We start from the raw sequence: 16,281 nt of genomic DNA on the forward strand, positions 1-16,281 counted from the left end.
ACGGACATGCCGGCGCGCAGGCGCTCGTCGAATCCGGCGCGACGCGCCTACTTGAGCAGCGCGCCGACCGTGATCATCGTCAAGCCGGATGCGAGCTGCCGCATCACGTAGCCGAAATCGGCGATCCCGCTCTTGGGCACGTAGATCACGTCGCCTTCCTCGAGCGCGAAGTTGACGCTGTGGTCCGCCGTGAGCAGGCTGCGCAGCGGCACGCGTTGCACCGCATGCGTGCCGGGCCGGTAGATGCCGATCTCGTCGGGCGCCGCGTCCTCGCCGGGGCCGCCCGCCTGCGCGAGCGCGTCGAGCAGCGACATGTTCGGCGTGAGCCGGTACGCGCCCGGCTTGCCCACTTCGCCCATCACGTAGACGAGCGTGTCGAACGAATCCGGGATGTAGACGAGGTCGCCCGGATGCAGCCGGAGGTTCTGCGCCATGTCGCCCTGGGTCAGCAGGCGCTTCAGGTCGATCCAGATCAGTCGCTCGCGGCCGCGGAAGATCGCGCAGCGCGTGAGCGTCGCCTGCTTGTCGATGACCGGCAGCGCGCCGGCGCGCGCCAGCGCTTCCAGCACGGTCGGCGCGTGCTCGAACTGCAGCGTCCCCGGGTTCTGGACGCGGCCGAGCACCGTGATCCGGTTCGACGTGTATTGTTCGATGCCCACGGTCACCGACGGCGCGCTGTAGTACTTCAGCAGCGCGTCGCGAATCCGCGCCGCGGCGCCTTCGCGCGTGTCGTCGGCGACCTTCAGGCTGCCGGCGAGCGGCAGCGTGACGCGGCCGTCGGGGCCGACCGTGTAGCGCGCCGTCAGCTCAGCGCGACCCCATACGTTCACGCTGAGGACGTCGCCTTCGCCGATGCGCTGCACGGCATCGGCCGGCGCGTCGAGGCGCGCCAGCTCGTCGTCGCTCGGGAACTCGATATGGTCGGCCTTGCTGGCGGGCTTGAAGACGGCGTCGGCGCCGGCGGTGGGCACGGTCGGCATCACGGACTGGCACGCGACCAGCGCGACGGACGCGGCGGCGGCCAGGAACCATGCGGCAACGCGACGGGTATGCGATTCAGTCATGAGCGGTCTCCGAAAGCGGGCGGGTCGGGCGCCACCGGCCGCCCATGCGGGCGAGCAACGGACGCAGGCGGGCCGTGCAGGCCGCGCGTTGCGCGGGACAGAGGATCCAGCGCCACGCGATCGCGCAGGCGGCCGGCAGGTAGAGCAGCCCGGCCGGCACGAGGTGCGCGAGCGCGGCGAACCGGCCCGGCTGCGCCGCCAGCGGCCAGAGCCGCGCGAGTGCCGCGATGCCGCCGGCCGCAACGTAGGGCAGGGCGTACGGCAACGCATACAGGCGGATCATGCCGCGGACTTCGCCGGTGAGCCGCCGGTGGCTGACGAACAGGTAGATCGCGGCCGCGGACATGCCGGATACCGCCAGCGCGCGGGCGAGCAGCACCGGCGAGACCGGCACGGTGAGCGCCAGCGCCACCGGCCCGAGCGCGAGGCCGGTCAGCCGCAGCGCGTGATAGACATACTCGTTGGACAGCTTGCCCAGGCCGCGATACACCGACGACGCGGGGCCGGTCAGCACGTGCAGGTGCGTGTACAGCGCGACGCAGGTGAGGATCGCGGCCAGCGCCGGCGCATCGGCGCGCGGCCCGAGCCACGCGGCGACGACGAGCGGCGACAGGCACGCCAGCGGCGGCAGCACCAGGGCCGACAGCCATGCGGTCATCCGGACGGAGCGCTCGTACACGCCGAGCAGCGACCGGTCCGCGCCGAGCGCGCCCTGCCGCGCGGCGGCCGGCAACGCCACCATGCTGACGGACGACGCGAGCGACGCGCCGGTCGCCGGCAGCTTGCCCGCGAGATCCATGATCGCCGCCGCCGCGGGCCCCATCGCCAGCCCCGCGATCACGCGGTCGGCCGACTGCAGGAACGTGCTGATCAGCCCGCCGATCTGCACGCCCGTGCCGAACCCGAAAAAGATGCGCAGGCAACGGCGATCGAACGCACGCGGTCCGATCCGCAGGCCGGGCAGCTCGATTCGCACGACGATCGCCGCGGCCGCGATCGAAAAGACATAGCGCACGCCGAACGCGGCCAGCAGGCCGTAGACGCCCATGCCGGCCCGCAGGAACAGCGCGATGCACACGGTCTCGAGCACATAGGCCGCGATCCAGATCTGCTGTTCGCGGCGAATGCGCTGCAGGCCGTGCAGGACGTAGCTGAACGCGCCGACGCTCGCGTCGAGCAGGAAGACCGCGCATGCGCCGAGCCACAGCCACGCCGCCGTCGGCCGTGCGTCCGGCGCGACCTTGAAGAGCGCCAGCAGATGCGGCATGCCGAGCCACAGCGCGCCGAGCAGCACGGCCGCGGCCGCGCCCATCGTGAGGATGCCGGTCGACAGCAGGCGCGAGATCGCCGGTACGTCGCCCTGCGCGTGATACTGGGCGACGAAGCGGACGTAGACGACGGCGAAGCCCGACGCCGACATGCCGATGTAGCTGACCAGGATGAAGCAGGTCGTCCACAAGCCGTACTCCGCGAGTCCGACGTGCGCGAGCACGAGCGGCGGAATCGCGAGCCGCACGGCGAGGTAGAGCAGCTTGCCGAACACGACGAACAGCATGTCGTGGGTCAGCGCCGGGTCGCGGGCGTCGGCGGGGCTGGAGTGGGAGGCGCTCATGACGTGGGATCTCGCGGTTCGATGTGCGTATTGAACCGCCGGCCCGGCGCGAGACTGTGGCCGCATTGTGAATTCTCGGCGCGACGATGCGCCGGCGCGCGACGATTTGGCGATACTGGTGCCCGTGTCGCCGATCCTGCCGTGCGCCGTTCCATGACCCTGATCGTCTTTACCGCCCTGATTGCCGCATTCGTCGTGGCCGTGCGCCGCACGCCGGGGGCGGCGCTCGTCGGCGTCTATCTGCCGGTGCTGCTGCTGATCCCGAGCACGTTCCACGCGACCGTGTCGACGACGCCGAATTTCAACCAGCTCGCGATCGTCGCGATCGCCTGCGTCGCGCTGCCCCGGTCGCTGCGCAACTGGCGACCGAGCGTGGCCGACCTGGCGATCGCGGCGCTCGTGGCCGCCGTCGCCTGCTCCGAATACCAGAACGCCGGCTACAAGGAGGCCCAGAACCTCACGTTCGTCATGCTGACGTCGGCCGCGCTGCCTTACTTCGTCGCCCGCCGGGTGATTCCGGGCGAGCGCCTGCACGTCGCCGTCGCGCGCCGCATCGTCGGCCTGCTGGCTTGCGTCACGATCGTGAACGTCTGGGAATTCCGTTTCGGCGTGAACCTGTTTCATGCGATTCCCGGCCTGTTCTTTCCCGGGCAGGGGCTCGGCTGGGTCACGACGTTCCGCTACGGCGTCGCGCGCACGGCGGGACCGTTCAGCCATGCGATCCTCGCCGGCGTCGGCCTGGTGATCGGCTTCCGGCTCCAGCGCTGGCTCGAGCTGGGCGGGCACTGGGAGCCGCGGTTCAGGCGCTGGCCGGGCCTGCGGATCGGCAAGGCGCGCCTGATCACGCTGATCCTCGCGGCGGGCGTGCTGATGACGCTGGCGCGCGGCCCCTGGCTCGGCGCGGCGGCGGGTGCGCTGCTCGCCGCGATCGGGCGCGCGAAGCAGCCGAAACAGGTGCTCGCATGGGTCGGCATGCTGCTCGTCGCGGGCGGCGCGGCCGTCTGGATCGGGCTGAACGCCTATCTCGACGTCAAGCCGGGGCAGGCGATGACCCTGTCGCAGGAATCGGCGATGTACCGCAAGGAGCTGTTCGACCGCTACCTGTCGATCGCGATGGACCACGCCGCGCTCGGCTGGGGGCGCAACACGTGGCCGAAAGTGCCCGGCATGCCGTCGATCGACAACTACTACCTGCTGCTGTCGCTGATGCACGGTCTCGTCGGAACCGGGCTGCTGGCGTTCGTGATCGTGTGGATGTCAGCCCGCCTGCTGCGCTTCGGCCTGGCCGACGTGAGCCGCGCGGCGCACGGCGCCGGCGCCGGCGCGCGGGTGCCGCCGAATTCCCTGGCGTTCACGTTCCTCGGCATCCTGATCGCGGTGGCCATCTCGCTCGGCACGGTCTATCTCGGCGAGGCCGCGATGCCGCTGTTCTTCTTCATCGTCGGCTGGGCGGAAGGCTATCTGCAGGCGCCGGACACCGTCGCCGTCCGGCCGTCTCAGCCGGCCGCCGGGCCGACCCCGCCGCGCGCGATGCCGTTCAGGGACGTCATCGCCTAGGGCGGGTCGGCACGGGTAGCGGGCGGGCAAGCGCTGCCCACGGTCGGAAGGCATTCCATCGCAGCGCCGGCGCCGGGCCGGCGGCGCGTTCAACGATCGGCGGGAACGGCCGGAACGCTGTCGCCCGGCCGGGCCGTCAGGAGGCTCCAGGGCGGCAGCATCGCGATCGCGCTGCCGGCGTGGCACGCCAGCGCGGCCTCGCGGGCCACGACCGGCGGCGGTGCGGTATCGTCCAGCACGCGGATCGCGAGCGTGGCGCTGCCGTGACACGGCAACGCCACGCGCAGCGGCTGCGCGCCGCGCGACACGATCGCGGCCCGCGCATCGTCGAACCATGCCGCCAGAATCGCGTGGCAGCCGGGGCCCGCGCACGTCGTTGCGCGCACGGCGCCGCCCGCGACATCGTTGAGCATCGCGAGTGCGGCGCCGGTCGGCCGCCAGTGCGCGGCGCCCGCCAGATCGCGCGTGATGCCCCACAGCGGAATCAGCCCGTCGGCGCCCGGCTGCGCGAGCCGCGTGTCGAAACCCGCGAGGCTGTAGACGGCCTGCCGGCGGCTGCCGGCCAGCGTCGCCGCGACGAGGCGGGCCGCGAGCGCCGTGCCGGCGGCGCCGCGCTCGAGCAGCGCGGCGCGCGCCGCGGCGGGCGCGTCGCCGAGCGTCGTGTGGAAATTGACCTCGTAGACGTCCATCTGCCGGCCGGACCGCCGCAAGCGCGCGGCGAGCTCCGCAAGCGCGTCGTCGTCGCCGTCGAACAGGCGGTCGAGCACGGCGTCGGGTTGCTCCGCCGCCGACATCCGATGGAGGAAGTACGGCGCCACGGCCACGCCGTCGGCGTCGTGCAAGCGTGTCCCGAGCCGCTCGACCGCCCGCGGGTTCGCATATTGCGCGCCCACGACCCGATGCAGCCGGGCCGGCCACGCCGCGTCGCGCATCAGCGCGAACACGCGGTCGGCGCGCTCGGCGAGGCGGTCCGGATTCATGATGCCGGCCGGCCGGAACATCGCGTTCCAGTTCTCGTTGCCGAATTCGACGACCGTCTCGTCGACGGCATACCGGTGCGCGAGCCGGCCGAGCTGCCGCCCGAATTCGACGGCCTCGGCATCGTCGAGCGTGGTGGGCAATACCAGCCACGGCCGCGCGCCCACTGCGGCGCCCAGTGCGAACAGCTCGGCCGCGCCGTATCCGTACTGCCATTCCGCGTCGCCGGGCCGGTATCGCGTCGGTCGCCGGTCGAACGGCGCGGCGAAACGGTTCGCCGCCGTGTCGCCGAGCTGCCCTTGCCAGTCGCGCAGATAGCCGGGGTGAAGCGCCTTCAGCGTATCGACGACCGCGCGGCGAAAGCCGCCCGCCCCGGGGTCGCGCGCCTCGACGTCGACCTGGGCCAGTTCGAGCGCGCCGCCGGCGGCTTCGAGCGACAGCGTCACGGGGCCCGCCGGCCCCGCGTCGCGCCCGTCAAAATCCACCTGAACGAATTGCCACGCCTGGCCGGGAGCGACGGTGCGGTCGACCAGCGGCGGCGCGCGGTCGCGACCGAAGCGCGCGTGCAGCGTCGGCGTGCCGTGCAGCGCGCGAATCCGGAAGCGCATCCGCCAGCGGCCGTCGAGCGGCAGCAGCTTGCCGGCGCGCGGCCCGAGCATGTCGAAATACTGGCGCAGCGCGGCGACGCCGCGCGTGCCGTCGAGCACGGCGGCCGGGCCGTGTTCCGGCCCGTCGTCGGCAACCGCGCGCACGCTCCCGGCCGACCACCAGAGCGGAATCGGGCCGGCGGCGTCGCGCGTGAGTGCGATCACGTCGCCACGCGCCAGCCCGGGCGGCCGGGGCTCGAGGCGCAGCGGGCGCCGCCCGCCGCCGTCGGGAAGCGGATCGGTCACGGTCCCCGACGCACCCCGGCTCGACCCCGTCAGCACCGCGAAGTGCGCGCCGTTCCACGCGCCCGGCGGCCGGGCCGCCCACGGCGCATCGTCGACGATGCCGTCGCCGTCCGCGTCGCCGACGACCAGAAGGCCGCGGTCGATGCCGGGCTGCAGCCCGGGATTCTTGACGAGGTGCGCGCTCAGTTGCTCGGCGCCCCAGGTGGTCCAGCTGCCGAGGTTGACGCCGTAGCGCGGCACCGCGGTATCCACCGTCGCCCCCGCGGCCAGCCACGCGTCCGCCTGGACGGACGGCGGCGCCGCGGCCGACGAGACGACGAGCGCCGCGACCGCGACACCGGCGGCCGGGCCGCCGAAGAACCGCCTCAGAACGAGGCGCGCCGGCCGTGCCACAGCCACTCCTTGAGGCTGCGCGCGTACGCGGCCAGCGTGCGCAGCGGCCCGGCCCGGTCGAACCAGCGGCCGGTCGCGATGTCGCTGCGCGAGCTGCGCTGCCGCGCGAGCGACGGCACCGCGAGCAGGGTGCGGCCCGGGTGGCGGGTCGCGCGGAACATCGACAGCGCGCCGTCCACGTGCATGGGCCCGCCGAGCGGATCGCCGGGCGCGCGCGCCAGACAGGCTTCGAGGAAGGCCACGAGCGGTTCGAGCGCCGGCCCGTTGACCGCATAGCAATGCGCGCAGACGAGCGGCCGGTCGGTGCGGTGCCAGCCCGGCGTATCGGCGTCGCCCGGCTCGACGTGGCCGACATAGGCGAAATCCCACGCGCGGTGCCGCAGCGTATCGGCCATCGCGGCGCCGCACCGCGCCAGCGCCGGCTCGAACACGGCGTCGTCCTCGAGCACGAGCACGTTGTGCAGCCCCGCGTCGCGCGCCTCGCGCAACACGCCCAGGTGGCTCAGGTAGCAGCCCCGCGCGCCGATGCTCGGGAAGCCGCCCGGGTCGTCCGGGCCGACGGCCTCGAAGAAGCGCACGCGCGCGTCGTCGCGCGCCATCCCGACCCGCTCGAGCTCGCGGAGGATCTGCCGGCGGCGATCGGTGCGCGCGCGCAGGTTGATGACGTAGATTCGGTCGAAGTTCGCCAGCAGGTTCATGTCGTCCGCGTCCCGTGGAACGCCCGTGGAAAATGGGGTGCGCCGCGCGCATCAGCGGGCCTGAAGTTTCCTGCGCAACAGCAGCTGCATCCGGCCGAGCCACAGCCGCCACGCGCGGCCCGTCATCACGTCGCCGTGCTTGCGGCGCGTCAGGAACTCGACGAGGTTTTCCCGCAGGTAACCGCCGCCGTCGAACGGGCGCACGCGGTTCAGTACGAAGCCGACCGCATTCGGGTCGATCGTCTGCAGCATGCGCCGCGCGCGCCCGACCTCGCCGCGCGTGGTCGCCCCCGCTTCGAGCACCACCAGCACGTGCCCGATGCGCGACAGCAGCAGCTCGGTATCGGCCGATACCAGCAGGGGCGGCATGTCGACCAGCACGAAGTCGTACTCGGCCGACCACGCCGCCAGGCATTCGGCCAGACGATCGAGGCGCGTGAGCCCCTCGGACGACGTGCCGTCGGCCGCCGTCGCGGCCGGATTGCAGAACCGGACGTGGGCCGGAACGGCCCCGTCGGCAGCCACCGCGGCGTCGCGCGGCGCCCGTCCGGCCAGCACGTCGGCCAGGCTGGCCGGCCCGCCGCCGAAGCGGGCGTCGGGCCGGAACGCGTTCGCCTCGACCATCAGCACGCGAAAGCCGAGCTGGCGCAGCGCATCGGCCGCCCCGAGCAGCACGGTCGTCGTCCCGGCGGACGGCTTGACGCCCGAAAAACCGAATACCGCTTGCCCGCTGCGCGCCTTGAACCGGAGCAGGGCGCTCGCGAGGCGGCGATCCTGGTCGACGGCGAACAGGCGGCTGGCCAGATCGCGGCGGTCGATTTGCCAGCCTGCCGGCGGAATGCCCATCAGCACCTGGGCGACGTTGACCGTGCGCACCCGGCGATCGGCCAGGTCGACCGCGAGCGGGGCGACGAACCCCAGCGCGGCGGCCGCGAGGAGCACCATCATCAGCATCTTCCGGCGGCCCGGGCCGTACGGCTCGACGGCCGGCAACGCCTTGCTGACGCCGCGCACGAAGCCGGGCGCGCCGGACTCCATGCGCAGGAAGTCGGTGCGGTCGCGGATCTGGTCGAGTTCCTTGCGGGCCCGTTCGAGGTCGCCGGTCAACGTATGCGCCTGCTGGAACAGGCGGGCGTAATCGGCCGAGCGGGCCTCGAGCGACGCGAGGTCGCGCGCCAGGCCGTTTTCCACCTGGTGCGCCTGGTCGGCGGTGCCCGCGAGACGCGCCTCGACGTTTGTCCGCACCCGCGCCTCGACGTGCGCATCCTGCGTATCGACGGTCTGCGCGATCTCCGCCAGCTCCTGCCGCGCGGCCGCGTACGCGGGGTGGTCGGGCCGCAGGCCGGACATCTGCGTCGTCAGGTCGCCTTCGCGCTTGTACAGGTTCGATTTCAGGCTGTTCAGTCCCGGATCGTTCAGCACGTTTTCCAGCACCGAGCGCACGCTGATTCCGGTGTCGCCGCGCTTGCGGAACGCTTCGAGCGCGGCGTCCGCGGCGAGGCGTTGCTGCATCGCGTCCTCGAGCGCATGACGCTGGTCGGCGATCAGCTTGTCGAACGGATTGGTCACGTTGTCCGCGAAGCTCGTCAGGTTCAGGTCGCGGGCGATCGCGTCGCGGCTTGCCGCCAGCGCGGCGATCTGCGCGACGAGTTCGTCCTCGCGGCGCTTGAGCGCCGCCGTGCGCTCGTCCGTCGCATACAGCTGTTCGTCGTGCGCGGTGTCGAGGTACGCCTGCGTGACCGCGTTGACGATGTCGGCGAGGCCCGCGGGCTTCGCGCCGTCGAGCGCGATGCGGATCAGGTAGGTGTCCGGAACCGGCTGGACGACGAGGGCGGTCTGCAGCCGTTCGATCGCGCGCCGGTCCGGCTCGCCGGGGCGGCTCCACAACCTGCGCACGGCCGGCGCGGCAAGCGCGCGCTGCACGATGTCGTAGCGGCGCACCGTCTGCACCTGCTGCTGAACGAACTGGCGGTACTGCGAATTCGATTCGAAGACGAGTTCCTGGTCCTCGCTCAGGTTTTTCATGAAGCGGGGCGCGACCTGCACGGTCGATTCCGCGTGATAGCGGGGCGTCCCCTTGACCCACGCCAGCGGGATGCCGAGCAGCACGACAACGAGCGCGATGCCCGCGGCGATGCGCGGATGCGCGCGCAGGCTGACGAGCGGCTTGATGCCGGGGCCGGGAAGCACGTCGGACATGATGGCACCCACGGGATCAGGCGAACGCGCGCACGGCTTCTTCACGCGTTTCGTGGATGCTGAACACGCGATGCATGCGCATCAGCTCGAACAGCGCGCGAACCGGCCGCGACATCGCGCACAGCTTGAAATCGCCGCGCTGCCGATGCGCCTGGCGCTGGCACGCGATCAGCGCGCCGAGCCCGGAGCTGTCGACGAAGCGCAGCGTCGACATGTCGAACACGATGCGATCGTGGCGCTCCAGCCAGGGGCCGATCGCCTCGCGGAAATCCTTGACGTTGCCCGCGTCGAGGTGCGCCTCGTGCAGGCGGACGAGCAGCGTGCCGGACGGGTCGTGGGTTGCGATCAGTTCCATGGAGCCTCCCTGGTTCGACGAAGCGTCGGTCGGATTGGATGCCCCCATTGGACGCCATCGCGGCGTTCGCAGTGTCACCGGAATGTGAACTGTGCGGGAAACAGGCCCGGCAGGATCAGCGTTCGCCGGCAGCCGCTTCGGCCACGGCCGACAGCGTGTGCAGCAACGCGGCAAACGGGGCCGCAAGCGGCGCGGCGCCGGCGCCCGGCGAGCGGACCTGGCCCTCCAGATCGCGGGCGGCCCGGCCCAGCGCGTCGAAGCCGTAGGCGCCGGCCGCGCCGGCCAGGCGGTGCAGGCCGCCGGCCAGCGCGTCGCGCGCACGATCCGGATCGGCCGCCCAGTCGTCCCAGGCTGCCGACAGTTCGTCGCGCCGGCCGGCCAGGCCGAGCGCGAAGCGGCGCTTCAGCGCCGCGAACCGTTCGTCCTGTTCAGGCGTCGCCGGCCTGCCGGTCATGGGCGTAGTTCCAGTAGATTTTCAGATTGTCCGGCAGCGCGACCGGATCGAACGGCTTCACGATCACGCCGGTGGCGCCATGCGCGAGCAGGGCCTCGATCTCGTCCGGCAGCGCGCGGGCCGACATCAGCACGATCGGCGTGTCGCGCAACGCGGGGCGCGCGCGCAGGGCGCGCATCGTTTCCGGCCCGCCGAGCGTCGGCATCATCACGTCGAGCAGCACCAGGTCGGGCGCAAACGCGTCGGCCTGGTCGAGCGCGTCGGTGCCGTCGGCGCACAGGCACAGCTCGTAGCCGCCGAGCGTCGCCAGGCTGAAATCGAGGATGGTGCGGATGTCCGGATCGTCTTCCGCGCACAGGATCCGTCTGAGCGTATCGTTCATCGATGCGGGCCTCCCTCCGGGCCGATCGCTCGGCCGATTGCCGTCAACAGCATGTCGTTGTCCGCCTCGCGCTTGGCGAGATGCGCGAACGTCAGCGCGTGCGCCTGGGGCGCCGGCACCGCGTCGGTATACAGCAGCACCGGGGCCGGCCCCGCGATGGCCGCCAGGCGCGCGGCCACCGTATCGAGCGCCGTGCCCGCCCCCTGCGGATCGCAGATCACCAGCGCCGGCGCGGGCCCGTCCGGGCGGGGCAGGACGGCGTCGTCCAGCGTGCGGGCGAGGCAGACGTCGTAGCGCATCGACAGCAGGGCGCCGAGTCGCGAGCGGGCCGCCGCGTCGCGATCGATCACGACGACGCGCGGCGCGACGCGGCGCATCGGGACGATCCGTCCTTCGGCGTCGCAGCACGGCAGGTCGATGTGGAATTCGGCGCCGCGCCCGGTGGCGGACGTCAGTCCGACCCGCCCCTGCATCCGCTCGATCAGCACCCGCGTGATGTGCAAGCCGAGGCCGGTGCCGGTGCCGACGCGGCGGTCGGTGTCGTCCGCTTGCGAGAACTTCTCGAAGATGCGCGCGCGAAACGCGTCCGGCACGCCTGGCCCGCGATCGCGAACGGCGATGCGCACGCGATCGCCCGACCGGTCGGTCCTCAGGTCGACCTGCGCGCCGGCCGGGGAATGCTTGACGGCATTCGACAGCAGGTTCGCCATCACCTGCAGGAACCGGTCGGCATCGACGCGCACGATGGCGCCCGACGCGGGCCCGACGCGCCCGATCGCGACACCGAAGCGGCGCGCGTAGTCGGCGTTGGCGGCAGCGGTTTCGTCGAGCAGGGTGTCGAGCGCATGCGTGCTCAGTTGCAGCGTGACGCGGTCGGCCTCGAGTTTCGCGACGTCCAGCACGTCGTCGATCAGGCGGCCGAGACGCTCGCCGTTGCGCTTCGCGACGTCCAGCAGCTTCTGCGCGGCAGCCGGCAGTTCGCCGGCCGCGCCCGCCACGAGCAGGTCGACCGCGCCCGACACGGACGTCAGCGGCGTGCGCAGCTCGTGGCTCACGGTGCTCAGGAAATCGTCCTTCAGGCGTTCGAGCCGGCGCTGTTCGGTGAGATCGCGCACCAGCACCGAGACCCGGCCGGCCGGATCGTTGCGCCAGCGGCTCATGCGCACTTCGGCCGGAAAGATCGTGCCGTCGGGGCGCTTCGCATCGATCTCGCAGGTGGCGCGCCGCGCGTCCGGCCGCCACGGTTCGCCGTGGATCGAGGCCCCCAGCGTGGCGAGCGGCAAGCCGTCCGGCGGCAGCGCGTCGATGCCGAGGAGGCCGCATGCCGCCGCGTTGGCGTCACGGATGCGCTCGTCGCGGTCGACCGTCAGCACGGCGTCCTCGACATGATCGAACAGCTCCCGGTTGTGCGCGGCGAGTTCGGCGATACGGGTTTGCAGGAACAGCACGCGGCCCAGGTTGCGGATCTTGGCGTCGAGCAGCGCGGGATCGACGGGCTTGACGAGGTAGTCGTCGGCGCCGCACTGGATCGCGCGGACGAAATGGTCGTCGCCCTGCATCGACGACATCACGATGATCGGCAGCCACGCGCCCTGATGCGACTCCCGCAGCGCACGGGTGACTTCGAAGCCGTCCATGTCCGGCATCAGCAGATCGAGCAGCACGAGATCGACGGGCTCGACGCGGCTCAGCTCCAGCGCCTGCATGCCGCTCGCTGCCTCGAGCGCCGCGTGGCCGGCCCGGCGCACGAGCGCCGCGAGGGCGGCGCGGCTCGCGTCGATGTCGTCGACGACCAGCACGCGCAGCGGCGTGCCGGAGAGACGGCTGACCGGATCTGGCGTCATCGGGTGGTCTTCCATGATGCGGCCCTGTCTTGGGAGCGGGTCGGGCAACGCGGCGGACTGCGACGGCGAAAGCTCGGACGATTATGCCACCGCGGGTGCCGGTTGTCCGGCCCGGTTCTCCCCGGGGGGCGGGGCGCGGCACTGTTTGCAAATCCGTCACGATTCGGGCGATACGGCGCGTTTCAATGGCATCGAACCCGATACAGGAGACCCGCCATGACCCTCGACCCACACCTCGCAGTCGTTTCGCCGCGCCGCGCGGCGCTCGCCCTTCGCGTCGCGCGGCTGGCCTGGCGCTGGCACGCGTGCCGCTACGCGTGCGTCAAGCGCGTGATCGACATCGCGGTCGCGTCGTCCGCGCTCGTGATGCTCGGCCCGCTGTTCGCCGTCGTCGCGATCTGCGTGCGGCTGGAGGATCGCGGGCCGGTCCTGTTCTGGCAGCGCCGGGTCGGGCGGCACGGGCGCGAGTTCGCGTTTCCGAAGTTCCGGTCGATGGTCGTCGACGCCGAGCGGCGCCGCACGGAAATCGGCCACCTCAATCAGCACGGCGCGGCGGGCGTCACCTTCAAGCGCGCCGACGATCCCCGCATCACGCGCATCGGCCGCTTCATCCGCCGCACCAGCATCGACGAGCTGCCGCAGCTCTGGTGCGTGCTGACCGGCGACATGACGCTGGTCGGGCCGCGGCCGCCGCTGCCCCGGGAAGTGGCGCGCTACACGCCGTCCGACCGTGGCCGCCTGCTGGTGACGCCCGGCCTGACCTGCATCTGGCAGGTCAGCGGCCGCGCGAACATCGCCTTTCCGGAGCAGGTGACGATGGATCTCGCCTACATCCGCGAACGGTCGCTCGCGCTCGACCTGAAGCTGCTCTGCAAGACCGTGCCGGCCGTCCTGCGCGGCCACGGTGCGTACTGACCGGCTCCGTCGGCGGAACGGGCGGGCGGCAACCTGACCCGGCCGCGACCGCCGCAACCTTGCTCTGGGGAAACACCATGACTCGTTCACAGGAAGCGGCGCGCGAGCGCGCCGCCGCTCGCTGCGCCGGCGCCGTGACGGCCGGCCTCGCGCTGCTGCTGCTCGCCGTGCCGCTCGTGCTGCTGGCCCCGTTCTCGCGTGTCGAACGGATCGCGCGCATCGGCCGGGCCGGGCGCCCGTTCAGGATGTGGCGGCTGGCGCCCCGCGGCGCGGGCCCGCATCCGGTGCGCGCCCGCTTCGGCGTCGACGCGTGGCCGGCGCTGCTGAATGTCGTGTGCGGACAGATGGCGTGGGTCGGGCCGAGGGCGCTCGCAGGCGTCGACGCGGAGCCCGCCGGGCTCGGCGAGCAGCGGCTCGCGGTGCGGCCGGGGCTGATGAGCCTGTGGTCGCTGCGGCGTCGCACGCTGATCGACTACGGGACCGAATGGCAGGCCGACCTTGAATACCTGCGCGATCGCGGCGCGCGCCGCGACCTCGGCATCGCCGTCCGTCACGTGCTCCTCGCGTTGATGACCGGCGTCGCCGGCCGGCACGCCGCACCGGACGACGTGACGATCGTCGACGTGCGCTTCGACAACCTGTCGATGCAGGACGCGATCGCGCGCATCCAAGACCGGCTCGACGCCGACGCGCCGCCGGCCCAGGTCTGCTTCGTCAACCCGGCGTGCGTCAACGTCGCGGCGCGGCATCGGCGCTATCGCGCCATCCTGCGACGGGCCGCGCTGGTGCTGCCGGACGGGATCGGCATCAAGATCGCCGGCGACCTGCTGTCGACGCCGCTGCGCCAGAACGTGAACGGCACCGACCTGTTTCCCCGCCTGTGCGCGGCGCTGGAAGGCAGCGGCCACGGCATCTTTCTGCTGGGCGGCAAGCCCGGCGTTGCTCAAACGATGGCCGGGCGCATCGCGCAGCAGTACCCGGGCCTGTCGATCGCCGGCTGCCGGCACGGCTATTTCGATCCGCACGACGCGACGGCCGCGCGCGAGGTCGTCGACGCGGTCCGTGCCAGCGGCGCGCGCCTGCTGCTCGTCGCGATGGGCGTGCCGGTGCAGGAACAGTTCATCGCGCGGCATCTCGACGCCTTCGGCGTCAAGGTCGCGATGGGCGTCGGCGGGCTGTTCGACTTCATGTCGGGCGCGACGCCGCGCGCGCCGGCATGGCTGCGCGAACTCGGCGGCGAGTGGCTGTTTCGGCTGGCCATCGAACCGGGCCGCATGTGGAAGCGTTACCTGATCGGCAACGCAAGCTTCCTGGCGCGCATCGCATTGCAACAGCTCGGCTGGCGCCGCCGCATCGTCTGCCGCATCGTCGGCGCCGACGAATTCGCCGCGCCGCCGCCGACGGTGCGCGCCGGCCGGCGCTGCATCCTGTTCGCGACGCGTCCCGCGCCGGACGATTTCCCGGTGCCGGCCGGCACCCCCGCCGCGCTGCTGCCGGTCGGGGCGACGACCGCGCTGGAGCAGGTGCTGCAGAACCTGGCGGTGGCAGGCTGCTCGCACGTCGACCTCGTCGTCAGCGACGCGCCGGACACCTTCCGGGCGCTCGTCGGCGACGGCCAGCGCTGGGGGCTGGACCTGCACCTGCATCTGAGCGCCAGCGCCAGCCATCCGTACGATTGGCTGTATCGCATCGGGGCCGGCGCGACCGACCACACCGTGCTCGTCGGGCATGCCGAGATCGTGCCCGGCGCGCCCACGCTGGCGCGCCTGTACGACGACCCGGCGCTCCTGGTCGAACCGCGCGACGCGGGCGGCACGCACTGGCTCGGCTGGGGCGGCGCGAGCCGCGACGCGGCGGGCCGAACGAACGTCGCACTGGATGCCGACGCGCTGCATCGTCTGCTCGAGCGCGCGCTGCCGTCGCGTATGGCGGATGGCGGCGAGTTCGTGCGGGTCGATTCGATGGCCGGCTGGATGCGGGCGCAAGCCGCCGGGCTGACGGCCGTCGCCGCGGGCGGCATGCCGTCGCATTACCGGGCCGAGGCGTGGGGCGGGCGGGGCGCGCAATGCCGGATCGCGCCCGATGCGGTGATCCGCGGCCCCGTGCTCATCGGCGAACGATGCCTGATCGGTTCGGGCGCGGAGATCGGCCCGAACGTCGTGATCGGCGACGACGTGATTCTCGGAACCGGCACGTCGCTGCGCGACACGACCGTGCTGCCCGGCGTCTACGTCGGGCCGGGCCTCAGCCTCGACGGCGCCGTCGTCGGGCCGGCGAGCCTCTACAGTGCGCGCTGGCGCGCGAAGCTCGCGTTCCGCAGCGGCGACGCCGTGATCGCGCCGCTGCTCGCACCGACCGGGCAGCAGGGGGCCGGGCTGCCCGGTCGGCTGGCGGCGCTCGCCCTCGCCACGCTGCTCGCGCCGTTCGCCGCTGCCGTCGCCGCGACGCGCTTCGGGCGCGAGGGCGGCCACGTGTGGACGCACGAAAGCGTCGTGACCGGCTGGGATGCCGCGTCCGCCGCGTGGATCGAGCGCCCGATACGCGTGCCGAGAAAGGGCTACGGGAAATGCCGCGGCCGGGTCCTGTCGATGTTCGGCAACGCGCTCGATGTCGCGGCCGGCGTGCGCAACTGGATCGGGCCGCGGCCCCGTTCCGCCGCCCAGCTGGCGATGTTGCCGCGCGACTGGCAGATGTTGCTGGGCGCTCGTCCGCCCGGCTGGCTGAACACGCCGGTACTGGCCGCCGGAATCGGGCCGGACGCGCCGGACGACGCGTTGCCGCCGGACGATCCGCTCGTGAGCGAAATCCAGGCGGCCGCCGATCTCTACGGCATCGCGACGCGCCGGCCGTTCCAGTTGCTCCGCATGCTGATCGCGGCGCTGAGACTGAAATTCGCGTAAGCGGATCACATCGACATCGTTGCAACGACACAAGGGG

General features: G+C 72.5%; 12 protein-coding genes. 3 read left to right on the forward strand and 9 right to left on the reverse strand.

The genetic code is table 11. The annotated features are described in order from the left end of the window. Positions 1–47 precede the first annotated feature (47 nt). Both GQ57_RS10030 and GQ57_RS43030 read right to left on the reverse strand, forming a co-directional pair. Positions 48–1,064, reverse strand: coding sequence for a polysaccharide biosynthesis/export family protein (locus GQ57_RS10030; protein ID WP_052001212.1), 1,017 nt, complete (start codon positions 1,062–1,064; stop codon positions 48–50). After that, complete coding sequence (locus tag GQ57_RS43030; protein ID WP_034197770.1) at positions 1,057–2,676, reverse strand: lipopolysaccharide biosynthesis protein; 1,620 nt, start codon at positions 2,674–2,676, stop codon at positions 1,057–1,059. Before GQ57_RS43030 ends, GQ57_RS10030 begins: the two co-directional genes overlap by 8 nt. A gap of 153 nt (positions 2,677–2,829) precedes the next feature. Between GQ57_RS43030 and GQ57_RS43035 the strand changes: the two genes are divergently transcribed. Then, positions 2,830–4,233 (forward strand): O-antigen ligase family protein, encoded by a 1,404-nt coding sequence (locus GQ57_RS43035; RefSeq protein ID WP_052001214.1) that lies wholly within the window; start codon positions 2,830–2,832, stop codon positions 4,231–4,233. Positions 4,234–4,322: 89 nt separating this feature from the next. Here GQ57_RS43035 and GQ57_RS10045 read toward each other — a convergent pair whose 3' ends face one another. The 7 genes from GQ57_RS10045 to GQ57_RS10075 form a co-directional block, all read right to left on the reverse strand. Next, positions 4,323–6,497 carry a hypothetical protein gene (locus GQ57_RS10045; protein WP_034197771.1) on the reverse strand — a complete coding sequence of 725 codons (2,175 nt, stop codon included), beginning with the start codon at positions 6,495–6,497 and terminating at the stop codon, positions 4,323–4,325. Next, positions 6,470–7,195, reverse strand: coding sequence for a glycosyltransferase family 25 protein (locus GQ57_RS10050; protein ID WP_031400787.1), 726 nt, complete (start codon positions 7,193–7,195; stop codon positions 6,470–6,472). Before GQ57_RS10050 ends, GQ57_RS10045 begins: the two co-directional genes overlap by 28 nt. A gap of 51 nt (positions 7,196–7,246) precedes the next feature. Then, positions 7,247–9,394, reverse strand: coding sequence for a GumC family protein (locus GQ57_RS10055; protein WP_034197772.1), 2,148 nt, complete (start codon positions 9,392–9,394; stop codon positions 7,247–7,249). Between the two features lie 16 nt (positions 9,395–9,410). Beyond that, on the reverse strand, positions 9,411–9,749 hold the full coding sequence (locus tag GQ57_RS10060) for an STAS domain-containing protein (protein ID WP_031400785.1): 339 nt from the start codon (positions 9,747–9,749) through the stop codon (positions 9,411–9,413). Positions 9,750–9,864: 115 nt separating this feature from the next. After that, positions 9,865–10,203: an Hpt domain-containing protein gene (locus GQ57_RS10065; protein ID WP_034197773.1), complete on the reverse strand. Its 339-nt coding sequence runs from the start codon at positions 10,201–10,203 to the stop codon at positions 9,865–9,867. Continuing rightward, positions 10,178–10,585, reverse strand: coding sequence for a response regulator (locus GQ57_RS10070; RefSeq protein WP_034197774.1), 408 nt, complete (start codon positions 10,583–10,585; stop codon positions 10,178–10,180). The genes GQ57_RS10065 and GQ57_RS10070 overlap by 26 nt, the downstream gene beginning before the upstream one ends. Next, on the reverse strand, positions 10,582–12,429 hold the full coding sequence (locus GQ57_RS10075; RefSeq protein ID WP_034197775.1) for a response regulator: 1,848 nt from the start codon (positions 12,427–12,429) through the stop codon (positions 10,582–10,584). Before GQ57_RS10075 ends, GQ57_RS10070 begins: the two co-directional genes overlap by 4 nt. A 216-nt stretch (positions 12,430–12,645) precedes the next feature. Between GQ57_RS10075 and GQ57_RS10080 the strand changes: the two genes are divergently transcribed. Together GQ57_RS10080 and GQ57_RS38145 are read left to right on the forward strand one after the other, a co-directional pair. Next, entirely contained in the window at positions 12,646–13,344 is a 699-nt protein-coding gene (locus GQ57_RS10080; protein ID WP_052001216.1) for a sugar transferase, read from the forward strand. Positions 13,345–13,421: 77 nt separating this feature from the next. Beyond that, positions 13,422–16,244 carry a WecB/TagA/CpsF family glycosyltransferase gene (locus tag GQ57_RS38145; protein ID WP_052001217.1) on the forward strand — a complete coding sequence of 941 codons (2,823 nt, stop codon included), beginning with the start codon at positions 13,422–13,424 and terminating at the stop codon, positions 16,242–16,244. Positions 16,245–16,281 lie beyond the last annotated feature (37 nt).

The organism is Burkholderia sp. MSh2 (assembly GCF_000731655.1).
GTDB classification, from domain to species: Bacteria; Pseudomonadota; Gammaproteobacteria; order Burkholderiales; family Burkholderiaceae; genus Burkholderia; species Burkholderia paludis.